The sequence below is a fragment of the Bacillus andreraoultii genome, assembly GCF_001244735.1.
GTDB classification, from domain to species: Bacteria; Bacillota; Bacilli; order Bacillales; family Caldibacillaceae; genus Caldifermentibacillus; species Caldifermentibacillus andreraoultii.
The window spans coordinates 2543784-2570057 of the sequence record NZ_LN868937.1; the positions used below are offsets into that span (position 1 = coordinate 2543784).

Sequence of the window (26274 nt, forward strand, 5' to 3'; positions counted from 1 at the left end):
TAATGACCAAAAAAGGTAATTTTTAGTTATTAATCATTATGAGTTTAAATTTTTTGTTTTATACGTTAAGTAGGACGGCATTTCCGATAAATGGAACTGATAAAGAACATTCAGGGCTCAAGCTTTAGGCAACAATATAGCGAAAGTTCACCGAATAATTCTTTTCGGTTGCGAAGTCATGCTGCTAGAGTCTTCCTTATGCGCTTACACATTAGGAAAGTGAAATAAAGAAAACATAGTACTTAATAAGTTGAACCGCAGTTTACAGAGTGTATAAAGGAAAGTGAAATTGAAAAATTTATACTTTCCTATTAGCCAAAAAAAAGCCAGACTCTTATAGAACCTGACTAATTAACTAATGCAACTTGTATTCATTATTTTTCAACTGGTTTACGCCAAAAACCTATCATTAAACCAGAAATAATTGCACCGATAAGAAGCGAAAGGATAAAGAAAACTTTATTTTCAGCTAACGCAATAACGAAAATACCACCATGTGGCGCAGGAATCGCTGTATTCCATAATTGAGTTAAACCACCTGCAATAGCTGAACCGACAATTGATGATCCGATAATTCTTAATGGATCCGACGCAGCAAAGGGTATCGCTCCTTCTGTAATAAAGGATAAACCTAAGACATAGTTGGAGACCCCAGAACGTCTTTCTTCTGCTGTAAATTTATTTTTATAGAAAGTAGTTGCAAGGGCGATAGCGAGTGGTGGAATCATTCCTCCTGCCATTACAGCAGCCATTAAACTCCCATCACCTGTATCAGTAAATATTCCAATTGAAAAAGTATACGCCGCCTTATTAAATGGACCTCCCATATCAATTGCCATCATTCCAGCAAGAAGGGCACCAAGAATTACGGCATTTCCAGTACCTAAATCACTAAGGAAGTTTATCATTGCTGTATTAATATTGGAAAAAATTGGGCCAACAATATAGTACATGAAAAGACCCGTTAACAATAGACCTAACACTGGATAAATTAAAATAGGTTTTAGCCCTTCCAAAGATCTTGGCATGCCACGGAATAATTTTTTCAAAAATACAACTAGATAACCTGCTAAGAAACCAGCTGCTAAACCACCAAGGAATCCTGCATTGCTGTTTACTGCCATTAACCCACCGACCATACCTGGCATAAGTCCTGGACGGTCACCGATACTCATTGCAATATATCCAGCCAAAATTGGAATTAAGAAATTAAATGCATTTCCACCGATTGAATTTAAAAATTTAAATATTTCACTCTTATCACCCAGTGCACTTTCAAACAGAAAAGATAGTGCCATGAGTATGCCGCCACCAACAACGAACGGTAACATGTGAGAGACACCATTCATTAAATCTTTATATATTTTACCCCAAACAGAAGTGGTTTCTTTTTCTTCATTATTTTGTGAAGAACCCTTTTCTGCGTGATAAATTGGTGCATCTCCATTAACAATTTTTGTAATTAATTCTTCCGTTTTGTTAATTCCATCACTTACAGGTCTTTGTAAAACCGGCCGGCCGTCAAATCGTGCCATCTCAACTTTTTTATCCGCTGCAACGATAATCCCTTTTGCCCGACGAATTTCGTCTTCTGTTAAACGATGTTTCACACCTTCAGAACCATTAGTTTCAACGCGAATTTCCACGTTCATCTCAGCTGCTTTTCTTTTTAATGCTTCTTCTGCCATATACGTATGAGCGATTCCTGTTGGACAAGCTGTAACTGCTAGAACAAAAGGCTTTTCACTCGTGTTAGCTGCAACTCTATCTTCTTTTTCGTCACTTTCTTCTTCACGCTCTTGGAATAGCTGATAAACTTCCTCGCTATTTTTAGCTACTTTTAAACTTTCAATAAAACTTTCATCTATCAATGAACGAGAAAGTGCTGCTAGCGCTTGTAAATGTGTATCGTAAGCACCATCTGGAACAGCAATCATAAAAAATAAGTATGTTGGTTGTCCATCTAATGAATCATAGTCAACACCATTATTACTTTTCGCAAAAAGAACCGTTGCCTCATCTACTGCTTTTGTTTTTGCATGTGGCATAGCAATCCCATTTCCTAAGCCTGTTGACGATTGTTCTTCACGTTTGATAATGGCTTCTTTAAATAAATTTTTATTATTAATTACTTTATGTTTAGCGAGATTATCAATCATCTCATCAATAACTGCTTCTTTCGTTGTTGATTGTAAATCCATGAGCATGATGTCTTTTCTAAGTAGTTCTGTTACTCTCATGTTGTTCACCCCGATACAATATTTATTAAAGTTGATTAACTTTGACTTGGTTTAATAACGCTAATATATCTTCTCCCTTTGCTAAATCACTGGAGAAAGCTGTTGCGCTACCAGATGCAAGTCCAAATTGAAAGCTGGATACTACATCACTAGTTTCGACATATCGACTAATAAACCCAGCAATTAAGGAATCTCCTGCACCAACAGAATTTTTAACAGTACCTTTTGGACTCATTCCTTCATACACAGCGTTACTTGTAAGAAGCAATGCACCCTCTCCGCCCATTGAAACGATGACATTTTTAGCTCCTGCTTCAAGTAGTTTTTTTCCATACTTAATAATATCTTCTCTATTATTCATTTTGATACTGAATATTTCTGAAAGTTCCTCTAAATTTGGTTTCACAAGTAAAGGGTGGTACGGTAAAATCTCCAATAATTCTTTACTTGTTGTATCAATGACAAATTCTGCTTTTTTCCTATTCACTATTTCTACAATTTTTTTATAATAATCCGTAGGTAGTGAAGGTGGTTTACTTCCAGAAAGAATAATCGTATCCTCATTTGTAATTTGATTGAATCGATCTAATAAAGCACTTGCTTCTTCTTTCGTTATTTCCGGACCAATTCCATTAATTTCTGTTTCTTGATTCGATTTTAATTTTATATTAATACGTGTATCTCCAGTAATATGGGTAAAATCGGTGCTTAATCCGTCCTTTTTTAACCACTTTTCAATAAATTCTCCTGTAAAACCGCCAATGAAACCTAATGCAACGGTTTCTGATTTTAACTCATGAAGAATTCTGGAAACATTAATTCCTTTCCCACCCGGATATTTATAATCTGTTTCCATTCGATTTAGCTCACCTAGTTTTACATTTTGCACATGCACAATATAATCAACTGAGGGATTAAGAGTAACTGTATAAATCATGATGACATCGCCTCCAGTATTGTCGCGTTTTCTAGTTCTTTCCTATTTTGACTTTTTGTTAATTTATCTGTAACTAGTGTAACCTCATCTATATCGCATACTTTTGCAAAATTTACTTTCCCCCATTTCGTGTGATCTGCTAATATAAATGCCTTTGCTGACTGTTCAATTGCTAATTGTTTCATTGTTGCTTCTTCTGGGTCTGGTGTCGTGTAACCGTACTCGTTGTCAATTCCGTTTATTCCTATAAACGCTTTATTGAAACGATATTTTTTTAATTCGTTAACACTTGTTGCCCCAACGATTGCCTTTGTTGTATGTTTAATCATTCCACCAATTAGGAATGATTGAATTTGATAATCAGCAAGTAAAGAAGCATGTTGTACACCGTTCGTGGCAACGGTAACATCTTTTTGCAAAAAAGGAATCATCTCGTACGTAGTTGTACCAGCATCAATATATATAAAATCATTTTTATGAACTAGCGATGCAGCATATTTGCCAATAACCGTCTTTTCTTGAACGTTTTTGACTGATTTTTCAAGTATGGATTGTTCCTTGTCTAAATTATAGGACTGTTTAGCCCCACCGTGTATTCGTTTTAAGTATCCTGCCTTCTCAAGAAGTATAAGATCCCTTCTAATGGTTGATTCTGAACAGTTTAAACGACGGACTATCTCTTGTGATTTTATAACACCGTTTTCTTTTAACTGCTTTATTATATACGCATGTCTTTCCTCAGTTAACATTTTTGACCACCTACTGAATCAATCTTATCATCAAAAACATTCATAATCAATCATTTTCATTCATTTTCTTTCATTTGCATTCATTTATTACGGTTAAATAATAAAACGATTGTTGTATTATTCAACAGCTTTTACTCGTTAGTTTTTTCATTCATCTGGGATTTAAACATATTTCTATTTAAATGATGTTTTTTAGTACTGAACAAAAGTGGGATATTCTTATTTAGCGATTTCTAACAAGTAATCGTAATTACATGTTAAAAAGGAGAAAGAAGGAATTCAAGTTGTAAAAGGAGAATAGTAAAATAGAGATATAGATTAATAATTTCCAATATTCAACCTAATAAAAGGAGGTAAAAATATGATTATTGAAACTACATACGGAAAGGTGAAAGGACAAAAAGAAAATGATGTTTATGTTTGGAAAGGTATTCCTTATGCTCAATCTCCTATTGGTCCACTCCGCTTTCGTGCACCAAAACCACCAGAAGAATGGAGCGATATAAAAGATTGTACAGAATTCGGACCAATCGCCTACCAACCAAGTCTTGAAATTATGAACTTCCTTGGAACAAATCCGACAAATATGAGTGAAGATTGCCTCTACTTAAACATTTGGTCACCTAGCATTGATCATAAGAAGAGACCGGTTCTCGTATGGATTAATGGTGGGGCTTTCATTACTGGTTCAGGTTCAAGTCTAATCTATGATGGTTCAGCTTTTGCAAAAAATGGTGACGTTGTGGTCGTTACGTTCAATTATCGTTTAGGAATTCTTGGTTTCTTACATTTAGCAGAACTAGGAGGCGAAGAATATTCAGTATCGGGTAATTGTGGAATTCTTGACCAGATTGCTGCTTTACAATGGGTCAAGGATAACATTGGAGCGTTCGGTGGAGACCCTGATCAAGTAACTATTTTCGGTGAATCAGCAGGGGCGATGAGTGTCGGAACATTACTTGCCACTCCAAAAGCAAAAGGGTTGTTCGCAAAAGCCATTCTCCAAAGTGGAGCAGCAAATCATGTCATTGATTTGAATCAAGCGACAAAGAATGCTGAGTTTTTACTAAACATCCTAAATATGAATAAAAATGAAATAAAAAAACTAGAAGAATTACCTGCTGAACAGCTTATTGAGGCTTCTAATAAATTACCAATGATGAGTTTAATACCGGTTATTGATGGCGTTGTTTTACCGAAGCATCCGAAAGAATTACTGAAGGAAGGATCTGCTAGTAATATACCTATCTTAATTGGTACGAATAAAGATGAGTATCGTCTATTTACATTCTTTGATCCAATTTGGAAAAAGAACGATCCAATAGAAATAGAAAAAATATTTCAACGAACGTTTAGGAATCGTTGGAGTGCAATCGCTGAACAATTCACCACCGATGAAAGAGAATTAAATCAAATCTTATACGATCAATTAATGACAATGATAACTTTCACATCTCCAGCCTATCAACTAGCTGAATTACAAGTGAAAAATAATGCACCGGTTTGGATGTATCGTTTTGATTGGGAATCAAGAGCGTTTGCTGGTCAACTTAAATCTTGTCATGCGCTTGAAATTCCATTTGTGTGGAATACGATAAACAAACCTGGAATCGAAAATTTTACTGGAATTTCTCCTGACCGTAATGAACTTGCATCTAAAATGCATCATGCGTGGATTGCCTTTGCACGGTCCGGTAATCCGAATACAACTGACTTACCAGACTGGTCAAGTTATGATCTTGATAATCGAACAACAATGATCTTTGATACGATGTGTAAAGTTACTTGCGACCCAGATCGTGACGCGCGAATCAAATGGGAAAATATAATTAACTCCTAACATAATTAATATAGTGACGATTTCCCTACATGATGAATTTTTTGTCCCTCAACATAAAGTATGAACCTTGAAAATTGAACAAAGGGATAGATTGGGATATTTTCATTCCAGTCTATCTTTCTTCCGGAGTCTCTTGTAACAAAACTTTCTCCAATTCACTACACAATTTCTGCCATTTTTTTCGCAATATATAAAGCTTCGTCAGTTCTTTTATACCAACTTTAAATGATTCATTTTTATTTCTTTCCGCAACACCAAAGCTCTCCGTTTGTTTTCCAACGACTGGAAAAACACATTCAGCTTAAATGTCGCCTAATTTTTTCTGCAATATTAGCAGCACCCGATAAATCACATCGTTCTATAACGATACAAAACTCTTCCCCGCCATGTCTTGCAAATAAATCCGTTTTTCGAATGATCTTACTTACCAACTCTGCAATTTGTCTTAATAATTCGTCCCCTCTTACATGACCCCATGTATCATTAATCATTTTAAAATGGTCAAGATCAAAATTGACCATTGACATAGACCAATGCTCTTTATTAGATCGTTCAATCCATGTCTCAATAATATGGAAGTGGAGATTTCTCAAAAAATAGTGAAACATTAGGCATTCCCCCGATTTATACTATATCCGGAAAACACAGGAAACATAGGACTTTATTACTGTAATACAATATTTAAAAAATATCTCAAACAAAAAGGCACCCAGCTATTATAGGTACCAATTCATCTTTAATATGTTTTATATTCATGTTCTTCTAACACTTGACGAGCTCTAATTAAATCTTCTTCCTTTTGAAAACTTACACGGAGCACACCGAGCAATCCTTCTCTTGCTTCCATTATATTTAAATTCGTAATATCAATTTCTTGACTAGCAATCAACCCAGTAATCTGTGCGATTGCACCCGTTTTATCAATCACATCAACGTACAAATCATAATAAGCTGGTATTGCACCTTTCGAACGAACTGGTAATGCATCACGATAAACTTTTGCTTCTTCAAAATACTTAGTAATAATATGCTCATTTCCTGTTTGAATAATACTTTGGATATTCTTAATCTCCATCTCCCAATCATCGAGCAATGTTAATATATTTTCTCGATTCTGTAACACAATATCTTTCCACATTCGTGGACTGCTAGATGCAATTCTCGTAATATCTCGGAATCCACCAGCAGCTAACATACTAATAAATGGGTTTTTACTAGAATGTTTTTTCACATGCGAAACTAAGCCGGCTGCAATAATATGTGGAAAATGACTGACAACACCGACAAGATAATCATGCTCATTTGGATCCAATACAAGAAAATTAGCTTTTGTTCCTCGAAGCCACTGTTTTAATTCTTCAATTTTTTCATAAGACGTACATAATTGGGGCGTTAAAACATAGAAGGCATTTTCCAATAGGTGAGCTTTAGCACTTTCAACACCAGTCTTATGGGAACCAGCCATTGGATGACCACCAATAAACGTTACATTTCCATTCCACAGTTCATTTGCTAAATTCATTATATTTTTTTTTGTACTGCCAACATCTGTAATCAGAACCGATTCTTTCAGTTGAAAACTAGCTAATTGTTGCATAATTTTAATCGTTTCTTCTACAGGTGAGGCTAATATAATAAGGTCTGCTAGTTCAGCTTCCAATTGAATATTTTCGACAACTTGATCAATGACTTTTAGCTCGTATGCTTTTTGAGCTTGTTCTTTATTAATATCAAATCCAACGATTAAAGATTCATTCGTATTTCTAATCGAAAGAGCAATTGAACCACCGATGAGTCCAGTTCCTATTAAAAGTACTCTTTTTCTCACTATTTAACACCTGCTTTCATGGCTGCACAGTTAAAGAAAAATCAAGGGACACAACAAGCCCTTGCGAAACGAGAGACTTAAGCTTGCCAGAGTTTTTTGGCTTGGATGCAATACTCGAAGCCTTCCTTGTATTCTTAAGTACACAAGGAAAGTAGAAATTGGAACATTTACACTTTCCTATTGCTAAAGGTAGAGCCGGATTAAAATGATGAATCCGACTCCTATTTTATTGGACCAATGTTGTTTTTTTAAAATCATTAAACAAGTTTTGCTTTGAATGATTCAAGTTCATTGATAAATTCGTTGAATTGAGGAATATCCATTTGTTGTAATGAATCAGATAATGCAACAGCTGGGTCTGGGTGAACTTCTGCCATTACTAAATCAGCACCAATAGCTAAAGCTGCTTTTGCTGTGGGAAGAAGAAGATCTCGTCTTCCTGTAGAATGTGTTACATCAACTGCAACCGGTAAATGTGTTTCCTTTTTCAAGATTGGAACTGCTGAGATGTCTAATGTGTTTCTTGTTGCTTTTTCATATGTCCGGATTCCACGCTCACATAAAATTATTTGATTGTTTCCTCGTGAAATGATGTATTCTGCCGCATTAATGAATTCAGAAATCGTTGCAGAAAGTCCACGTTTCAATAATACTGGTTTTTTCACACTACCGACTGTTTTTAATAATTCAAAGTTTTGCATATTACGTGCCCCAACTTGAATAACATCAACATATTCTAAAGCCTGTTCAACATCTTGTGGGGTGACAATTTCAGTTACGACTGACATACCAACTTCATCAGCAACTTCACGTAAAATTTTTAAACCTTCCACACCTAGACCTTGGAAATCATATGGAGAAGTACGTGGCTTGTATGCTCCACCTCTTAATAACGTTAATCCGTGTTCTTTCATAGCTAGAGCAACTTGTCGAACTTGTTCGTAAGACTCAACAGCACACGGACCCATAATAAAACGTTGTACACCGTCACCAATTGTTTCGGTACCAACCTTAACAATTGTATTTTCTGGATGTGCTTTTCTAGAAACGAGTAATGTCTTTTCATAATCTGTTTCTTGAAGTTCTAGGCTCGCTTTAAAAATTTCTTTAAAAATATGTTTAATTGTTGAAACCTCATAAGGCCCGTCATGATATTTTAGAATTAGGTCAAGGGACTCACGTTCACGTACTGGATCAAACCGATTCGTTCCTTGTTTTTTCTTCTCTTCTCCAATTTCTTGAACAATCTTCCCGCGTTCATTTAATAGTTCTAAAATTTGCAAGTTGATTTGGTCAATCCGATCACGTAAATTTGATAAATGTTGTGAACTCATGTATAACTCCTCCTAAAATTATGTTTTATCTATAAAAATATATATTTATAGTATTTAACAGTTTAAAAGAATAATAATACCCAAATAATAAGTTTACCTCTTTAAATTAGTAAAGTTCAAGAATAAATTTTCATTCCATCCATTCGCATTTTTATTAATCACTCCCCTCTAGAACAAAAAAGTCCCTGTTGTAAAAACAACAGGGACGATTATAATCGCGGTACCACCCTAATTGTGGAAATAATCCACCACTCATTTCCATAACGATCACGATAAATGACCGTCCTCTTCCTTTCTGATAGTTGAAAGAAAAAGGAAGCTCCGGGATTGTAATTCATGCTTATCTTTATACTGATTCCCACCAACCATCAGCTCTCTATAATAGGGAGATAAGTCATTACTTTTGTCCTTTCTTCGCCTTTTTGCATCAATTTTTGTTATTGTTTTGAATTATAAATTGATTTCGATTATATGTCAATGGTTATTATTAAAATATTTTTATAAATTTATACAGTTATATAATTCGGGCTATGAATCAGTGATTATTCGAACAAAACACACTTCTTTGACCCTTTAATAAGAATAACACAACGGACAAGTTTCGTATGAATGGGCTTGTCCGTTTTTTGTTGATTGAATATTTAGGTGTGCATGTGTGGATGTGGCACATGATCAGTTCCATTCGATTATTCATGAGTTGGACGTTTATACCCGCTCTAGATGACTATTTCAACCAATTGTACCGTAATTTGGGCGACTAGAACCATTCTAGATGACCGTTTGCGTCCTTTTTACCACAAATCGGGCACCTACACGAGTGAAACAGCCTTTTTTCCATGGTAGCCCAGAAAACTCGGGGACGCTAGATCCTTTAAGCACCCAAGAACCGTATTTCGCCGAAATGAGAAATTTTCGGCTTTGCTGTAATGATGCAAGAGCCTTCCTTGTGCGCTTTTGCGTATTGGAAGGGGCTATCCAGAAAGTCGGATTTTGATTTCCGAATGCCCCCGGTTCAAGTTTTATAACCTTGATATATCAATACTCTTGATTCAACCTCTTCCTATTAGCATAAAGATACCACTGGAGAATTCCCCAGTGGTCAATCTTTTAGCGCATCGATACCCATACACTTTTTACTTCAGTATAGTTATTTAATGCATATGATCCCATTTCCCGACCAAAACCAGATTGTTTAAAACCACCAAAAGGACTAGCTGCATCAAACACATTATAACAGTTCACCCATACCGTACCCGCTCGTAATTTACTAGCAATATAATGTGCTTTTCCGACATCTCGTGTCCACACACCAGCTGCTAATCCATAATCACTATTATTTGCACGAGCGATTAAATCATCAAGATCCTCATACGGTAAAGCTGATATAACTGGTCCAAAAATTTCCTCTTTCGCAATTGTCATTTCATCATTAACATTTGCAAAAATTGTTGGTTCGACAAAATAACCTTGTTCAAAAGGATTATTTCCTCCCGTGAGAAGCTCAGCACCTTCCTCTAAGCCTTTCTCAATATATCCTAACACACGGTTTTGTTGTTCAGTTGAGACTAGTGGTCCCATTTCTGTATCAGCTTTCAAACCAAAACCTTGTTTAATATTTTGCGCATGGCTAACCATGTCACTTACAACGTTATCATAATTTTTTTTCTGTATGAAAACACGGGAACCAGCACAACATACTTGACCTTGGTTGAACATCACGCCATTTAATGCACCTGGAATGGCACGTGTTAAGTCAGCGTCTGGTAAAATAATATTTGGTGACTTACCACCTAATTCTAGCGTCACTCTTTTTAATGTTTTTGATGCATTTCGCATAATAGATTTTCCTACCTCGGTAGAACCAGTAAAAGCAATTTTGTCAACTTGTGGGTGATCAACTAAAGGTTGACCGGCAGTCTCACCAAATCCAGGGACAATATTAACAACACCCTTTGGAAATCCTGCTTCATCAATTAATTCAGCTAAGTATAAAGCCGAAAGTGGTGTTTGCTCAGCTGGTTTTAAAACAACCGTACAACCAGTGGCAAGAGCTGCCCCTAACTTCCACATAGCCATAAGTAATGGGAAGTTCCACGGGATAATTTGCCCGACTACTCCGACTGCTTCATGTCTTGTGTAGTTAAAATATGGTCCTGCAACAGGAATTGTTTGACCAACAATTTTCGTTGACCAACCAGCATAATAACGCATATGTTCGATTGCTAACGGTATGTCTGCATTTGATGTTTCACGGATCGGTTTTCCATTATCAAGTGTTTCTAGTTGAGCCAATTCTGCACGATGTTCTTCCATTAAATCTGCTAGTTTATACATGAGTCGGCTTCTTTCTGCTGCGTTCATGTGCGACCATGGACCCTCATCAAAAGCAACTCTAGCTGCTTTTACAGCTCGATCAATATCCTCTAATCCAGCCTCATACACAGTAGCCAACACTTCTCCTGTAGCAGGATTATAACATTCAAATGTTTTTCCTTCCGCACTTTCAACAAATTCACCATTAATGTACAACTTTTTTGTACCTGTTAAAAATTTCTCTACTTTTTCTAGCAATTGAATCGTTAATTGGCTCATACACACTTCCCCCTTCAATAATAGAATCATGGATGGAATAAACTTGTTAGCGTTTACATTCACAATCTTACCACACCTCTATTTAGGCTTCAATAAAAATTATTTGGAATCTTTCGACAATGTTAGACAATACTGATTTGCTTTCACACCTAAAAGACCACTCAAATATTTTTCACATTACATATGGTACCGACTTATTCTCAATAAACTACAATAAATTGGTGTTTTTACAATTACATAAACTTATAAATCTACCTTTTTGGGGGACTAACCGTTGTTATCGCTTATAAAAATGAAAGGCCTTACCCTAATTTGGATAAAGCCTTTTACATATCCTATAATATTTTTCCAGGATTTAATATTCCTTTAGGGTCTAATGCTGCCTTAATTTTTTTCATAATTTCAAGTGACTGACCGTGCTCTTGTTGTTGATATTTCTTTTTTCCAATTCCGACGCCATGTTCCCCGGTACATGTCCCCCCTTTCGCTAATGCATACTCGACAATTTTCTCATTAAGGTAATTAGCCCGCTCAATATCTTCAGAGTGATTAGGATTAATCATTAAACAAATATGGAAATTTCCATCCCCTACATGACCAACAATTCCACCCGGTAAACCACTATCCTTTAAAATATGTTCTCCAAATGTTATTGCACCTGCAAGTTCCGAAATTGGTACAGCAACATCGGTCGACATGAGTTTCCGATCACGATACATATGGATAAAAGAATAGGCCATATTGTGCCGAACTTTCCATAATTGATTACGTTTAGCATTGTCAGTCTCTTGAAGGAAGTCAACACAATGAAAATCATCTAAAATTTGTTTCGTTAATTTTACATCTTCCATCAACCCCGACTTATTTCCTTGAAACTCGAAAAATAATGTAGGCAACTCAGGAAAATTTGTACCTTCAAATTTATTAACTACACGTATTGATTCCACATCAACAAATTCGACTCGAGCAACTGGAATACCTGTTTGTCGAATGACCGTAACTGCTTCTACAGCATCTTCAAAGTTTGTAAATACCGCTCGATGAGCAATTGTGAATTCTGGTATTCCGTATACTTTTAACGTTAATTCTGTAAAGCAGCCTAACGTCCCTTCTGAACCAACGAACAAACTATTTAAATGATAGCCTGAGGAGGATTTTACCGCTAAATTTCCTGTATGAACGATCGTTCCATCAGCAAGGACAATTTCTAAATTTTGAACTTGATCACGCATCGTACCGTATCGAACAGATGTCGTACCACTAGCTGAGGTGGCAGCCATACCACCTAACGTTGCATCTGCGCCTGGATCAATTGGAAAAAAGAGCCCATATTTTTTTAATGCTTTGTTTAACTGAGTTCTTGTTACTCCGGGTTGAACCTTCACTAATAAGTCTTTTTCACGAACTTCAACAATTTCATTCATCCGTGTAAAATCAATCGACACACCATGTTTTAAAGGGATGACATGTCCCTCTAAACTTGAACCAATGCCAAAAGGAACAACTGCTGTTTCATATTTCGTTGCCAGTTTCATAATTTGACTAACTTCTTCTTTCGTTTTTGGAAAAACAACAACATCTGGCAAGCTCGGTGTATGATAGGATTCATCTTTACTATGTTGCTCTAGAACAGTTGAATTTTGACTTACCCGATCTACATCTAAAAAATTCTTTAGTTCTTCAACCAGCTGATTAGTCACAACCTTATTCAATTTATTCCCACTCCCCATCTACTCATACAAAGCTTCATTTCTTATAATACTACAACTATTGTTAATAGTATGTGAATAGAATGTTTAAGATTTAAACACCCCTCGTTTTCAACTAATTTTGATTATGTTCGTAACTTATATTACAATAACATGGAAGGAGTGATGTTTTTGATAATTACTGATGTAAAAAAATTCAGAAAACCCACACACGAAATTGATGATATCTTTATTAATCGTTGGTCACCAAGATCATTTTCAGAACAGAAGATTCCTAAAGATATTTTACTATCGCTTTTTGAAGCAGCTCGTTGGGCGCCTTCTGCATTTAATATTCAACCTTGGCGTTTTATTATCGCCCATACAAAAGAATCACGAGAAAAGTTTTATTCATTTATTAGTGAGTCTAATTTATCTTGGTGTAAAAAAGCACCTGTTCTTACACTCATCATTTCAGAAAAAGAAAATGATCGAGGAGAAAATAGATCCCATTCATTCGATGCAGGGACAGCTTGGGGCTTTCTTTCATTACAAGCGATTAAATGTGGTCTAATTACACATCCAATGTCTGGATTTGATTTTGAAAAAGCAAGAAAAGTTCTTGAAATTCCTGATAACTATGAAATTCAAGCATGTATTGCAATTGGTTACCAGAGCGATCGAGAAAACTTACCAAAACAATTACAAGAACGTGAAGAACCAAACGGACGTAGACCATTAGAAGAATCAATTTTTGATGGAGAATTTGGTAAAACCTTTTAAATATTATTCATTCATACCCGAGAAAGAGGATTTTCTTTCTCGGGTTTTTTATATAAAAAGATAGATAAACGGTGACAAGCAGACTAACATAAAATAACGTAACATTTCATTATTTTGAAGTTACAAAGGAGGAAAATTGTCGTGATTAATCGCTCCACCTCATTCCCTGTATATTGCTGCCCTCTGAGTCCGATACAAATGTTTTATCCGATATTTTGTCATTCACCTTCTTATCGAAAACAGCAAAATCCACACATGACAAAAAGTCCATTTCCACCAGTTAACATTGAAAAATTCGATATATCCGCTCACCAATTTCAACGTTTAATGGAACAAGCTAGATTATTTGTGAATAAAATTGTAAATTCATCACAATTTGCTTATGAACTTATGGATGCGGCACAACGTTCAGATAAAAATAAAGTAGAAGAAATGATTCGTACGACTGGCATTACAATTGCTTTTCATGTCCAATTTACCCCTACTGCCATTCAAATTATATTAGATAATTCCACAGAAAAAGTAAATTGTTGCCAATTGCTCGTTGGCCTCAAGTGGTAGAATCCCATTTAACATCTTAAAAAAACTCAGGGACGCTTGAGATTTTAGGCAACCAATGAGACTAGAGTTCGCCAAAAAAAAGAGTTTTTCGGCTTTGATGTATTACGGCTGGAGCCTTCCTATTAGAAAAAAACTGTCCGCTTACAAAAAGGGGACAGCTTTCCTCTATACATAACCATTTATTATCCTAATGCAACATCTAAAATCATCATTATTGTAAACCCGACCATTAAACTCATCGCCGCAAGATCTTTATTCCCCCGTTCTTGTGAGCCGGGAATTACTTCTTCAGCTACTACAAAAATCATTGCACCTGCCGCAAAACTTAATGCATACGGTAATATTGGTTGTATATAAGTAACAGAGATACAACCAATAATTGCTGCTATCGGCTCAACAAAACCAGAAAACTGACCGTAGAAAAAGCTCTTTCCTTTCGACATTCCCTCTCCCCGTAACGGTAGTGAAACGGCTGCACCTTCTGGAAAGTTTTGAATACCAATACCTATTGCTAAAGCTAAAGCCCCTGCTAATGTTGCATCACTTGTTCCATTCGCAACTGCGCCAAAAGCAATCCCAACCGCCAACCCTTCTGGAATGTTGTGTAATGTGATAGCCAAAACTAATAATGTACTCCTCTTTCGGCTAGTTGGATGATATCCTTCAGCCTGGCCCATCGGCATATTCGGATGTAAATGTGGGAGAACTTTATCAATACCCCATAAAAATATTCCACCTAGTAAAAAACCACTGGCTGCAGGAAACCATGCTAGAGCCCCTGAGTTTTCCGACATTTCAATCGACGGACCGAGTAATGACCAATAGCTGGCTGCAATCATGACTCCTGCCGCAAACCCTAACATCCCATCGAGAAGCTTTTGACTCATTCCCCTCGTCGCAAAAACTAAACCAGCTCCTAAAGCCGTCATACCATATGTAAATAATGTTGCCAAAAGGGTTTGCACTACTGGATGTAAATTTTGAAAAAAATCAACCATAATCATTTTGTCTCCTTTTTCCTCTTATCTATAAAAATATGGCTAAGACTTAAAATGTTTCCCTTAGTCAAATTTTACGATTTGCCTTAAACACTTGTCAATTTTTCTAAAAATTACACTTGTAAATGGTGCCCTTTTCATTATACACCCCTATCATTATGTTGATTTTAACTTTCCCTTATTTATTCTTCTTCCAAGCATTCATCAAAAAAATGGAATCATTTATACTTTTTTCAATCCATAACCATCATTGGCAGTTTATCTATAATATTGTTATGATTATTATATATAAATAAAGAAAACGCATGGCTTGGGCCTTATGTGGGACGAGAGCCATAAAAGCGACAATAAAGGAGAGGTTTTCATGCAGTCACCATTTGTATTTGAATTAAAAAAGCCAACTTACTTAAAGGAAAACAAAAAATATCCAGCGCTTTTTATGATGCATGGAATGGGAAGTAATGAACAAGATTTACTACCACTCGTCGAAGGATTTCAAGAAACAATGTTTATTTTTAGTCTTCGTGGACCATTTATTCAACCACCAGGATATGCTTTTTTTAGAATGGAAGAATTAGGAAAACCAGATCGTCAAAGCTTTGTTGATACGATAAATAAAATTGATGATTTTCTAAAATTCACAATTCAGTCGTACCCAATTGACGAGAAGCAAGTATATTTGCTCGGATTTAGTCAAGGTGCAATGTTAGCAACATCATTAAGTATCAAGTTGAGTGATTCAATTAAAGGGGTTGTTGCGTTAAGCGGATATATTCCGAGTTTTGTTCAAGATGAGTACCGAGAACAACCATTACAAAATCTCCATCTATTTTTATCCCATGGAGAACAAGATCCAGTACTACCATTCCAATGGGGTGTTTCCAGCTACAACTATTTAAAAGAACATGGGGCGAATATTACCTTTAAATCTTATCCAGCTGGCCACTGGGTTACACAAGAAAATTTTGAAGATATCCGTTCGTGGTTAAGTGAAGCATTGAAACAGTGACATCTCTTATGTTACGAATATGAAATGGGGCTAGTGGCGCCCCTTATCCTAACATTTAAACTTGAGGATGATTTTATGTGGATTTTCTTTATCTTTATCCTATTTTCAACATTTTTCATTACTTATAAAATTATGGATTACACTCGTTTGAGAAAAATTGAACGAGATGAGTTTAATACATTATACGAATGTCTTTCATGTGGGAAATTCCATCGAAAGTACCAAGAAGAGCTTCATTTACTTATTGATTCAAACTATCATGAACCACTCACATGTCCTCGTTGCTATAAACAAGCCGTTATTTATACAGGAGAATATTTCGAATGGATGAAGACCAACCCTGAATGTCCAGAGTTAAATCAACATGAAACAAAAATAATTAAAAAGGCCATGAAAAATGCAGAGTCCCTTAAAACAGAGAATCGTAGTTTAGAAGCTTTTCTCCACTACTATTATTTGAATGGACCTTTAAAAAGTAAGTCAAATAGGGAGTGAGTTTTCTAAACATTACTCCCGATTCTTTTATACCGTTATTTCTTCTCGACTATCTCTTTCTTCATAAATCATTTCTCTTTTAATTCGTTCAGAAAAATGTCTGTTAATAAAATCTTTTACAAACAAATCTCGCTTAGTAATATCCTCTTCTTTACGAAACCACCCAACTTTTTTATAACGTTCATCGAATGGTTTAGCAGTCCATAAAAGTAAGGCTTCCTTCTCCAATTGATATTCCACCCGTCTTCTTACTACTAAATCTTGAAATCTTCTTTCACGCTCATCATCCATATTTTCTTGCGGCAGGCGTTTCACGATGGAATCAACGTATGACTTTAATTCTTGTAACTGACTTGCAGCAACCTCCTCATAGGCACCTCGTACCTCAGTAAGAAGTTCTTCCTTGATATTACCTATATGTAATTTTTGCATTAAGCTAGAAAGTTGAGGAATCGGTAATGGAGATAGATCATTTTCTTGCATTTCAATAGGAATAGGTCTTACATCAAACTGATCGCGGATCTCATTAAATATTGCATTTAATGACCAGTTTTCATTACGTTTCCGTTTAATAAATATACCAATTTGTAAATCAAGTCCATCGTAAACTTTCTCATTCGTATCTTCTGTTCTGTTCACATAATGAATTCCGTCATCCTCTAATTTTTTAAACCATGTATCGACAGTTTTTCTATTTAACTTTTTATCGCCGACTGCTTTTTTTATTTCATCCGTAAAATCACTAATCTTCCAAAACAATGTTTAACTCCCCCTTTACAATCTTCCCATGTCATTTACAGTGAATAATGGCACGTCTCCTTAAAGTTTGTCCCTTATTTTTTTATTCGACAAAATTATCCGGTTACCCTTTTAAAAAAGTTCGACAGTTTTTCACAAATTCCTCGAAAAATCGATCCGGTCTATGTACAGTAAAAAATTTCCCTTAAAAATAATATTAGAAATGTGTTAAAATGAAATTTATCAATTATAACGTAATTGAAGTTTGAATTAGAAGGTGATATTCATGGGGAGTCAAATGAAAGTGCAACATGCCGATATAATAGCTGAACCAAAGTTTAATAAACAAGCGCTATTCACGTTTAGTGGTTCTCATTTTTTAAATGACCTTGTCACAACAGGAATGGTTCCTGCTCTCGTTGTTATGTATAAAGAAGCCTTTCATTTAAATTACACGCAGTCTACTCTGATTGTATTAATTTCATACTTAACTTCATCGATTACTCAACCCGTTTTTGGCATGTTGAGTGACCGAAAACCTCGAGTATGGCTATTTTCAGTCGGATTGTTCCTGTCAATTACTGGTCTTGCATTAACAGCGATTGCACCAAATCTAACTTGGTTATTAATCTTTATTGCCATATCTGGTTTCGGCTCTGGCGTCTTTCATCCTGAAGCTTCTAGAGGAACGCATTTTGCTTCTGGTTCGAAAAAAAGTTTAGCTCAAGCAATTTTCCAAGTTGGAGGGAATGCAGGGCAAGCTTTTGGTCCGTTAATGATTCCTTTATTTCTCGTATTTACTGGAATTGACGGGCTTATATGGCTATTACCTATTGCCTTCGTATCGCTACTTATCACAGTTCCACTTTTAAAATGGTTAAATAAAAAAGTGAGTGATTTCCAATTTAAAAAGAAAGAATTACCTGGTAAAAACCATCTAACTGGTACTGTTCTTCTTGTAACAGTCATTTTACTCCGTTCTTGGTGTCAAGTTGGGGTTGTTATTTTTCTACCATTCTATTTAACTCATTTAACGTTGGAACAAACTGAAATATTGAACTTTATTTTCGTTGGTGCAGGTGCACTTGGTACTTTCATTGGTGGCATGTTATCTGATCGAATCGGAATGAAGCGGCTAATGGTTGGGTCAATGTTTTTAGCAACCCCATTTGCTTTACTATTCCCACATGTTCATGGATTTTTAGCAGTACTTGTATTGTTACTATTTGGTTTTACAGTTTTATCCTCATTCTCAATCAGTGTTGTGTATATGCAGCAGTTATTGCCAAAAAATTTAGCCCTCGCCTCTGGATTATCCATTGGATTTGGTGTCGGTGCTGGTGGTATCGGTTCAGTTTTCATGGGAAGAATTTCAGATGTGTTAGGTGTATCAACCGTATTTACAATTCTTTCACTATTACCTTTATTGGGTGCGGTAATCGCATCATTTTTACCAAACGAGAAGAAATTAATGGCATAAATAATGGAAAAAGGAGAGCTCATACGCTTTCCTTTTTTTGTATCTATATATTCGTTTTATTGTTTGTTAAAAAAGTAATTAAATCAGGAAAATTCTTTTAGCCTAGAATTTGTTTCATCACAATAAGTACCGCTTCCTAACGGTGCATTCGCCTTATTCGGAACTATTTATCAGCAAACAAAACGAATGAACAAGCTTATCGGTCGCAAATTTCCGGCAGATATCGATACACATATCTTTACAAACTCTATTCATTATACCAAAACTACAATTTATGTCAACTAGAATATTGTAACAAATGATGCCATCAACTGATTATATAGAATATCCAAGTATGTATTAAATTTATAACCAACTTCTCGCAATCTCCCTCCTTGCACATGTTCCTTCAAAACATAAAAACAAATACCACTGATCAATTAGGAGGAAAACTTTCGTATTCATTATGATTAATCTTCTTCTTTATATCCTGAAAAACCGAGATTTATGTTGTGTTTGCTTGCACTTGCACTTGGTTTAAATCACCTTTTATGTCATCGAACCTATTTATCTTACAGATACAAGAACAATGAATATGACTATGCTTACAATAATGAAGAAAGGATGATAAACTTTTTTCATCATACATTCCCCTATCCATATTTCCCATCATTTTTCCAAGACTTTCATCTTTAAAGCTTATACCAACTCACAATTTATCAAGCTAATTCATCAAAAAAACCTTATTTTAAAATACGTAAAAAGGTGTATGAAAACGGAATCATTTTGCTTTACAAAAACAATTATTCACTTTAAAATATAGACAAAGAAATGTAACAACTTGGACAAAATTATTAACGATTTATCAATTTTCACGATTTGGAAGGGGTTTTTATATATGAATTTATCATTTACAGTATCGGCTATGTTTATGCTTCTCTATTGGGTTGTTAGTTTAACTGGCTCTTATGGTAGTGCTCTCGTTTTATTCGTATTAACAATCATTACTATGGGGATTGGGATTTATCAAGCACTTGCCAAAACAGACACTAACGATCAACATCAATTAAAACTCGTAAAGTAAATATGAAAAAATGACTACTTGGGATGGGGAACCAGTAGTCATTTTTCATTTGTTATATTAGCCGTTTGAATCGTACAAACGTAAACAACTCGTGCCAATTCTACTTAAGGAAGCATAATCTATAATTACTGCATAACTGTTTTTTCTTGAGTGATAAAAAACTTACTAATTAGTGTTGTAATAATAATAGCTATAATTGCTGGGATAAACCAACCTAGACCTTGTTCATAAAAAGGTAAAACACTTTTATAAAACGAGACAATTACTTTCAACCAATCGAACATCTCAATTTCCAGTGATTTACATAAAGCAACGAATCCATCCACAATACTAATTAAAAACGTTACAGCTATTGTTCCAACGTAGACAATTTGCGAATGATGGAAGATTGGTGATAAGAAAGTTAAAAGTATTAACACAATTGTCAAAGGATATAAAAACATGAGTACTGGAATAGAATATGCAATAATATTAGCTAATCCGAAGTTTGCAATGATAAATGATACAACAGAGAATAAAACAGCCAATGCTTTATAACTAAATTTCGGCATAAGCGTATGAAAATATTCTGCACATGATGTTATTAATCCAATACTCGTTGTTAAACAAGCTAAAATCATTATAACTGCCAAAACAATTAATCCAAATGATCCTAAATAGTGTGAGGCAATTTGACTAAGTACAGGACCTCCATTTTTAAACAGCCCGTATTTTTGGACCGTAATTGAACCCATATATGCAATACCAATATAAATAATTCCGAGGAAAAACGCTGCAATCAATCCTGATTTAAATGTTGCTTTTAATATCCCCTGCTCAGATTTCACACCTAATGATTTAATTGCGTTAATCACAATAATAGCAAATACTAATGAAGCTAAAGCATCCATCGTGTTATATCCTTCTAAAAATCCTTTCGCAAATGGACTTGCTAAATACTCACCTTGTGCTTTCCCAGTACCACCAATTGGATTTACTATTGACATAACGATTAATACAATTAGTAAGAGAATTAAAGCAGGTGATAACAACTTCCCTATCCGATTTACAATTTTACTAGGATTTAATGATAACCATAATGTGATTGCAAAGAATATTAAAGAAAAAATGATTAAACTTAGTCTAGGGTTCATATCCTTCAAAAGTGGTGAAATACTTACTTCAAATGGTACCGTCGCTGTTCTCGGTATAGCAAAAAACGGACCAATCGTTAAGTATAGTAAACTAGTAAATAAAACCCCGTACACCGGGTGGACTCGACTAGACAATTCTTGTAAGTTGCTAGATCCTGAAAAACCAATAGCAATAACACCTAATAATGGTAATCCTACACCTGTAATTAAAAATCCAATCGTTGCTGACCAAAGGTTTTCTCCAGCTAGCTGGCCAAGCTGTGCAGGAAAGATTAAGTTTCCAGCCCCAAAAAATAATGCAAATAACATCACTCCAATTACTAAATACTCTGAAAATAATACTTTGCTTTTCTCCATTTTATCCTCCCAATTACTAATTAATATATTTTTAATAATGAATTTTCAGAAAATGTATAGCGGAATCTGATTAAGGGAATGATTGTTTTATTTATATCATATTTTAATATACAATTCCAGTAAAGTTTTTTTACTTTTTAATGAATTTTTGATTTTTATCAAATAATGAATTCATCAAATATTACTAACAGTTTAGCCTTAAAAATTATATCATAACATTGGAGAATTTTAAAGAATTCTGTCGAAAAAAGTTTTTAGCTTTTATTTATTGTATTATTTGGCTATAATTATCGAAGAGCTAAGCGCCTATTTTTACACAATTCTACAACAAGTTCAATGAAAATATTGTTAATTCTCGTTGTTTAGAGTACCATATTAATGTTAACTTAGAAGAAATTTGAAGAAAGTGGAGATGAAGTAAGAATGGAAAAAGTTCTTGTATTTGGTCATAAAAATCCAGATACGGATTCAATTTGTTCTGCAATTGCCTATGCAGAATTAAAAAAAGAGTTAGGTATGAATACCGAAGCAGTTCGCCTTGGTGATGTTAATAGCGAAACACAATATGCACTTGACTACTTTAAAATCGATGCTCCAAGATTTGTTGAAACTGTCACAAACGAAGTCGAAAGCGTTATTCTTGTTGATCATAATGAACAAGGTCAAAGCGCAGATGATATAAGAAATGCAAAAGTTCTTGAAGTCATTGATCATCATCGAATCGCCAACTTTGAAACTGCTGATCCATTATATTATCGTGCAGAACCAGTCGGCTGTACTGCAACAATTATTAAAAAATTATATAAAGAAAATAACGTAACAATCAGTAAAAGTATTGCAGGTCTTTTACTTTCAGCAATTATCTCTGATTCGCTATTATTTAAGTCACCTACTTGTACGGATGAAGATGTAAAAGCGGCCAAAGAACTTGCTGAGATTGCAAATGTTGAATTAGAAACATATGGAATGGCAATGCTTAAATCAGGTGCAGATGTGTCTTCTAAAACACCAGCACAATTAATTTCACTTGATGCGAAACCATTTGATATAGGTGGAAAAAAAGTAATTATTGCCCAAGTTAACACGGTCGATACAGCGGATGTATTAAATCGTCAATCAGAATTAGAAGCTGCCATTCAATCAGTTATTGATGAAAAAGGCTTAGATTTATTCCTGTTAGTTATCACCGATATTTTAAATAGTAATTCTGTTGCATTAGCTCTTGGCAATAGTACTTCACTTGTTGAAAAAGCTTATCAAGTTACGTTAGATAATAACACGGCTCTTTTAGAAGGTGTCGTTTCTCGAAAAAAACAAGTTGTTCCTGTATTAACAGCTGCAGCTGAATAATTAAAGTACTCTAGAGACTGGGACAAAACTCCAGTAAAATAAAAATTAAGGCGTTGGAGCTTACACTAAAAAGTGTAGACCCAACGCCTTTTTTGTCACAATTCTAGTAAACAAAAAGGGCACCTTTTGATAAAATTAAAGTGACGAAACAATAATTTTGGAGGTGCCCTTATGTTTAAACATTATAACATGAATCAAGTAGTTTTACCGCTAAATTTAGAAATTAAGTTGAAAGAAAACGATATTGCTTTTGCGATCAATGATCTTGTCGAGAGTATTCCCGAAGAAGCTTTCGAGGACTTCATACGACAAACCGGCCGTCCCGCGTATCATCCTCGTATGATGTTGAAAGTCATTTTGTGTGGATATACGCAATCCGTGTTTTCCGGCCGTAAAATAGAAGCTTTATTACAGGATAGTATCCGCATGATGTGGCTAGCTCAAGGACATGAACCTAGCTATCGCACCATCAATCGCTTCCGTTCTAATCCACTCATTGAAAACATCCTACGTGAATGCTTTGTCCAGTTCCGAAATCAGCTCGTGGAAAAGGAATTGATTGAAGAGGAAGCCATTTTTATTGATGGTACAAAAATTGAAGCAAACGCAAATAAGTTCACCTTTGTATGGCGGAAGTCCATTGAAAGATATAGTGATAAGCTAATTGAAAAGTCCAATCAACTGTATGATGAGCTGCTAGAGAAGGAGATCATCCCAGCAATAGAGCGAGAAAAGGAAGAGGAACTTTCCGTCAAAGAAATGGAAGAAGTAGTCGAAAAGTTAGACGAGAAAATCGAGGAATATAATAAAAAGATTGAAGTATCTGAAGTTGGGAGTGAACGGAAAAAGCTCCGTTCCGAACGCAAATTACCCATACAATCTCGGAAGCAATGGATGGATTTCATTACTCGCATACAAAAGTATCAAAACGATATGGAGATTTTCGGTGATCGCAATAGTTACTCAAAGACGGACCCAGATGCGACGTTTATGCGCATGAAGGACGACTACATGAAGAACGGTCAATTGAAAGCTGGTTACAATGTCCAAATTGCGACGGAAGGTCAATATGTGCTCGCTTACGATGTTTTCCCAAACCCGACCGATACACGCACTTTAATTCCTTTTCTCGACACGATTGAAGAAAACTTTTTCGAGCTTCCGGAATTCATTGTCGCGGATGCAGGATATGGTAGCGAACAGAATTATGAAGATATCATCGAGAATCGAAATCGAACGCCACTTATTACATACAATCAATATCGAAAGGAGAAGAAAAAGAAGCATAAGGACAACGCTTTTCATGTAGATAATTGGGAATATAATGAGGACGAAGATACTTTTCTGTGCCCAAATGGTCGGAAAGTACGATTTAGCCATCATTCCAAACGAACAGACAGGTACGGATTCACCCGTGAATTTAAAGTGTACGAGTGTGAGGACTGTTCGGATTGTCCACTCCGCGATTTATGCACGAAAGCAAAAGAAGGGAACAACCGAAAAGTCTACATGAATGAAAAGTGGGAGTCCCAAAAAGAATATGTACGTACGAAGCTTTCAGACGAGAAAACTGGTGAAATTTACGGAAAACGTAAAATTGATGTAGAACCAGCGTTCGGTTTTCTGAAGGCTAATTTAGGTTTCACTCGTTTTTCCGTCAGAGGAAAACAGAAAGTGAAAAATGAATTAGCCTTTGCGTTGATGGCGGTGAATATGAGAAAAGTCACCGCCATCAGCGGTAAAATAGTGACGAGAAATGGAAAAACCCCACAAAAAAGGTTCCAAGCAAATTTTTTATTGCCTGGAACCTTTTTATATACTACTTTTGGCTAGTTATGTCCCAGCCTCTTTTTCTGTTTATCAATAAAGAAAACTCAGGGACTCAACAAGCCTTTAGACGAACGAGTGACTAGAGTTCGCTTGATAAGAAAGAGGGGTTATCGGATTTGATGTCATGCTGCTAGAGCTTTCCTTGTGTGCTTATACGTACGAGGAAAGTAGAAATTGGAAAATTTATACTTTCCGATTAGCCAAAAAAGGACACTCTACTCAGAATGTTCCTAAAAACTTCTATTTTTCTTTTACATATGTCCACCCTTCTTTTTGATAAACCCTGCCTGCTTTCATTAGACGTCCGAGTGCCCGTTTAAATGCCCCTTTACTCATATTGAATCGCTTTTCAATATCTTCTGGTTCACTTTTATCCGAGTAAGGCATACTCCCTCTCCGACCTTGCAAATACGAAAATATTTTTTCAGCATCATCATCCAACTTTTCGTAACCCCGTTTTAATAGTGAAATATTTACAGTTCCATCTTCCTTCACATCAATAACACGACCTTCAACTTGTTCACCAATACGAGGTTCACTTTCCCGCTGACTTTCATGAACAAAACCGCGATACCCTTCTTCAGTAATAATAAACGTACCGGTATGTAAAGTTCGATAAACAATTCCAGTAACATTTTTATTATATACACTAGGGTTCGCTAATGTAAAAATCTCTTCCATGATATTTTCAGTCGCAAGTTTCCCAAGTAATCGACCATTTTTATCCGTTTTTAACCTACAATATACTTTGCCTCCAACCGTTGGCCAAACAGTTATTAATTTAGGGAGATCATCCTTATGTATTAAAATATCTTTGCTAATACCAATATTAATAAACACACCTAAATGTTCTTTCACCTCGGCAACTTCAGCCCAACCATATTTTCCCACTTGAACTTCTGGGATAGTCATTGTTGCCGACAATCTTCCTTGCTTATCTTGGTATAAAAACACTTCTACTTGCTGACCAATCTCTAACTCACCCGTCCTCTCCCTTTTATGGAGAAGAACGTCATAATTCCCGTCTGTCAAAAAATGACCAAACTCAGCTTCACGAGCTACTTCCATCGTAACTACAGTTCCTGCTTCTAACAAACTCATTTTTTATTCCTTCTTTCCGTTACTTTCCTAACTTTATTTTTACCAGATTATTTGATTTTAACAATGTTTTACAGAAAGATACAGTAGAAATAAAAAAACTTTCTTATTATGTTTATAAGGCAGATTAATCCAGTTTTTCTAACAGTTATGATAAGATTATTTCGAACG

Annotated in this window: 21 protein-coding genes and 1 other annotated feature; of the genes, 9 read left to right on the top strand and 12 right to left on the bottom strand. The window is 35.4% G+C overall.

The features are described 5' to 3' along the window. Window positions 1-374: 374 nt before the first annotated feature. From BN2144_RS17385 to BN2144_RS17395, 3 genes are read right to left on the bottom strand one after another with little or no spacing between them, the layout of a single operon-like run. On the bottom strand, window positions 375-2240 hold the full coding sequence (locus BN2144_RS17385; RefSeq protein WP_033829490.1) for a PTS fructose transporter subunit IIABC: 1866 nt from the start codon (window positions 2238-2240) through the stop codon (window positions 375-377). Window positions 2241-2265: 25 nt separating this feature from the next. Beyond that, complete coding sequence (gene pfkB, locus BN2144_RS17390) at window positions 2266-3177, bottom strand: 1-phosphofructokinase (RefSeq protein WP_033829491.1); 912 nt, start codon at window positions 3175-3177, stop codon at window positions 2266-2268. After that, window positions 3174-3926, bottom strand: coding sequence for a DeoR/GlpR family DNA-binding transcription regulator (locus tag BN2144_RS17395; RefSeq protein WP_033829492.1), 753 nt, complete (start codon window positions 3924-3926; stop codon window positions 3174-3176). The genes pfkB and BN2144_RS17395 overlap by 4 nt, the downstream gene beginning before the upstream one ends. 361 nt (window positions 3927-4287) lie before the next feature. On the opposite strand from BN2144_RS17395, the gene BN2144_RS17400 reads away from it, so the two are divergent. Next, on the top strand, window positions 4288-5766 hold the full coding sequence (locus BN2144_RS17400; RefSeq protein WP_033829493.1) for a carboxylesterase/lipase family protein: 1479 nt from the start codon (window positions 4288-4290) through the stop codon (window positions 5764-5766). Between the two features lie 296 nt (window positions 5767-6062). Here the strand turns inward: BN2144_RS17400 and BN2144_RS17405 are convergent, their stop codons facing one another. From BN2144_RS17405 to BN2144_RS17425, 5 genes are all read right to left on the bottom strand, one after another. Further along, entirely contained in the window at window positions 6063-6374 is a 312-nt protein-coding gene (locus tag BN2144_RS17405; protein ID WP_033829494.1) for a GGDEF domain-containing protein, read from the bottom strand. Between the two features lie 128 nt (window positions 6375-6502). Next, window positions 6503-7594: a prephenate dehydrogenase gene (locus BN2144_RS17410; RefSeq protein WP_033829495.1), complete on the bottom strand. Its 1092-nt coding sequence runs from the start codon at window positions 7592-7594 to the stop codon at window positions 6503-6505. A gap of 257 nt (window positions 7595-7851) precedes the next feature. Beyond that, window positions 7852-8928 carry a bifunctional 3-deoxy-7-phosphoheptulonate synthase/chorismate mutase gene (locus BN2144_RS17415; protein WP_033829496.1) on the bottom strand — a complete coding sequence of 359 codons (1077 nt, stop codon included), beginning with the start codon at window positions 8926-8928 and terminating at the stop codon, window positions 7852-7854. Between the two features lie 198 nt (window positions 8929-9126). Further along, window positions 9127-9352, bottom strand: a binding site (T-box leader). A gap of 683 nt (window positions 9353-10035) precedes the next feature. Further along, window positions 10036-11520, bottom strand: coding sequence for an aldehyde dehydrogenase family protein (locus BN2144_RS17420; RefSeq protein ID WP_033829497.1), 1485 nt, complete (start codon window positions 11518-11520; stop codon window positions 10036-10038). A gap of 335 nt (window positions 11521-11855) precedes the next feature. Further along, window positions 11856-13250: an FAD-binding oxidoreductase gene (locus tag BN2144_RS17425; protein WP_033829498.1), complete on the bottom strand. Its 1395-nt coding sequence runs from the start codon at window positions 13248-13250 to the stop codon at window positions 11856-11858. A 156-nt stretch (window positions 13251-13406) separates the two neighbouring features. Here BN2144_RS17425 and BN2144_RS17430 point away from each other — a divergent pair, with 156 nt between their 5' ends. Next, window positions 13407-13991, top strand: a complete 585-nt coding sequence (locus BN2144_RS17430; RefSeq protein ID WP_407638079.1) for a nitroreductase family protein — start codon at window positions 13407-13409, stop codon at window positions 13989-13991. A gap of 141 nt (window positions 13992-14132) precedes the next feature. Next, complete coding sequence (locus BN2144_RS17435) at window positions 14133-14552, top strand: YuzC family spore coat inner layer protein (RefSeq protein WP_050632356.1); 420 nt, start codon at window positions 14133-14135, stop codon at window positions 14550-14552. A 182-nt stretch (window positions 14553-14734) separates the two neighbouring features. Here the strand turns inward: BN2144_RS17435 and BN2144_RS17440 are convergent, their stop codons facing one another. Then, a complete protein-coding gene (locus BN2144_RS17440) occupies window positions 14735-15550 on the bottom strand; it encodes a ZIP family metal transporter (protein ID WP_033829500.1) in 816 nt (271 codons plus the stop codon). Window positions 15551-15914: 364 nt separating this feature from the next. On the opposite strand from BN2144_RS17440, the gene BN2144_RS17445 reads away from it, so the two are divergent. Then, the gene (locus BN2144_RS17445) at window positions 15915-16559 is read left to right on the top strand and encodes an alpha/beta hydrolase (RefSeq protein WP_033829501.1); all 645 of its coding nucleotides are present in this window, start codon (window positions 15915-15917) and stop codon (window positions 16557-16559) included. Window positions 16560-16634: 75 nt separating this feature from the next. Next, entirely contained in the window at window positions 16635-17054 is a 420-nt protein-coding gene (locus tag BN2144_RS17450; RefSeq protein WP_033829502.1) for a hypothetical protein, read from the top strand. A gap of 27 nt (window positions 17055-17081) precedes the next feature. On the opposite strand, the gene BN2144_RS17455 is transcribed toward BN2144_RS17450, so the two are convergent. Continuing rightward, the gene (locus tag BN2144_RS17455; protein ID WP_033829503.1) at window positions 17082-17813 is read right to left on the bottom strand and encodes a hypothetical protein; all 732 of its coding nucleotides are present in this window, start codon (window positions 17811-17813) and stop codon (window positions 17082-17084) included. A gap of 265 nt (window positions 17814-18078) precedes the next feature. Here BN2144_RS17455 and BN2144_RS17460 point away from each other — a divergent pair, with 265 nt between their 5' ends. After that, window positions 18079-19272, top strand: a complete 1194-nt coding sequence (locus tag BN2144_RS17460) for an MFS transporter (protein WP_033829504.1) — start codon at window positions 18079-18081, stop codon at window positions 19270-19272. 877 nt (window positions 19273-20149) lie between these two features. Then, window positions 20150-20335 carry a hypothetical protein gene (locus tag BN2144_RS17465; RefSeq protein ID WP_033829505.1) on the top strand — a complete coding sequence of 62 codons (186 nt, stop codon included), beginning with the start codon at window positions 20150-20152 and terminating at the stop codon, window positions 20333-20335. A gap of 125 nt (window positions 20336-20460) precedes the next feature. On the opposite strand, the gene brnQ is transcribed toward BN2144_RS17465, so the two are convergent. Continuing rightward, window positions 20461-21825 (bottom strand): branched-chain amino acid transport system II carrier protein, encoded by a 1365-nt coding sequence (gene brnQ / locus BN2144_RS17470; protein ID WP_033829506.1) that lies wholly within the window; start codon window positions 21823-21825, stop codon window positions 20461-20463. Between the two features lie 423 nt (window positions 21826-22248). Here brnQ and BN2144_RS17475 point away from each other — a divergent pair, with 423 nt between their 5' ends. Further along, window positions 22249-23175 (top strand): manganese-dependent inorganic pyrophosphatase, encoded by a 927-nt coding sequence (locus tag BN2144_RS17475; RefSeq protein WP_033829507.1) that lies wholly within the window; start codon window positions 22249-22251, stop codon window positions 23173-23175. A gap of 171 nt (window positions 23176-23346) precedes the next feature. Beyond that, entirely contained in the window at window positions 23347-25008 is a 1662-nt protein-coding gene (locus BN2144_RS17480) for an IS1182 family transposase (protein ID WP_230199704.1), read from the top strand. Window positions 25009-25245: 237 nt separating this feature from the next. On the opposite strand, the gene BN2144_RS17485 is transcribed toward BN2144_RS17480, so the two are convergent. Next, the gene (locus tag BN2144_RS17485; RefSeq protein WP_033829508.1) at window positions 25246-26106 is read right to left on the bottom strand and encodes a CvfB family protein; all 861 of its coding nucleotides are present in this window, start codon (window positions 26104-26106) and stop codon (window positions 25246-25248) included. Window positions 26107-26274: the final 168 nt, after the last annotated feature.

What these genes read in the sequence shown, in the direction of transcription:
- BN2144_RS17465 (WP_033829505.1), top strand. Translation starts at nt 20,150, where the DNA reads ATGAATTTATCATTTACAGTATCGGCTATGTTTATGCTTCTCTATTGG.
- BN2144_RS17460 (WP_033829504.1), top strand. Translation starts at nt 18,079, where the DNA reads ATGGGGAGTCAAATGAAAGTGCAACATGCCGATATAATAGCTGAACCA.
- BN2144_RS17475 (WP_033829507.1), top strand. Translation starts at nt 22,249, where the DNA reads ATGGAAAAAGTTCTTGTATTTGGTCATAAAAATCCAGATACGGATTCA.
- brnQ (WP_033829506.1), bottom strand. Translation starts at nt 21,825, where the DNA reads ATGGAGAAAAGCAAAGTATTATTTTCAGAGTATTTAGTAATTGGAGTG.
- BN2144_RS17420 (WP_033829497.1), bottom strand. Translation starts at nt 11,520, where the DNA reads ATGAGCCAATTAACGATTCAATTGCTAGAAAAAGTAGAGAAATTTTTA.
- BN2144_RS17405 (WP_033829494.1), bottom strand. Translation starts at nt 6,374, where the DNA reads ATGTTTCACTATTTTTTGAGAAATCTCCACTTCCATATTATTGAGACA.
- BN2144_RS17440 (WP_033829500.1), bottom strand. Translation starts at nt 15,550, where the DNA reads ATGGTTGATTTTTTTCAAAATTTACATCCAGTAGTGCAAACCCTTTTG.
- BN2144_RS17385 (WP_033829490.1), bottom strand. Translation starts at nt 2,240, where the DNA reads ATGAGAGTAACAGAACTACTTAGAAAAGACATCATGCTCATGGATTTA.
- BN2144_RS17445 (WP_033829501.1), top strand. Translation starts at nt 15,915, where the DNA reads ATGCAGTCACCATTTGTATTTGAATTAAAAAAGCCAACTTACTTAAAG.
- pfkB (WP_033829491.1), bottom strand. Translation starts at nt 3,177, where the DNA reads ATGATTTATACAGTTACTCTTAATCCCTCAGTTGATTATATTGTGCAT.
- BN2144_RS17480 (WP_230199704.1), top strand. Translation starts at nt 23,347, where the DNA reads ATGTTTAAACATTATAACATGAATCAAGTAGTTTTACCGCTAAATTTA.
- BN2144_RS17425 (WP_033829498.1), bottom strand. Translation starts at nt 13,250, where the DNA reads ATGGGGAGTGGGAATAAATTGAATAAGGTTGTGACTAATCAGCTGGTT.
- BN2144_RS17485 (WP_033829508.1), bottom strand. Translation starts at nt 26,106, where the DNA reads ATGAGTTTGTTAGAAGCAGGAACTGTAGTTACGATGGAAGTAGCTCGT.
- BN2144_RS17395 (WP_033829492.1), bottom strand. Translation starts at nt 3,926, where the DNA reads ATGTTAACTGAGGAAAGACATGCGTATATAATAAAGCAGTTAAAAGAA.
- BN2144_RS17450 (WP_033829502.1), top strand. Translation starts at nt 16,635, where the DNA reads ATGTGGATTTTCTTTATCTTTATCCTATTTTCAACATTTTTCATTACT.
- BN2144_RS17400 (WP_033829493.1), top strand. Translation starts at nt 4,288, where the DNA reads ATGATTATTGAAACTACATACGGAAAGGTGAAAGGACAAAAAGAAAAT.
- BN2144_RS17415 (WP_033829496.1), bottom strand. Translation starts at nt 8,928, where the DNA reads ATGAGTTCACAACATTTATCAAATTTACGTGATCGGATTGACCAAATC.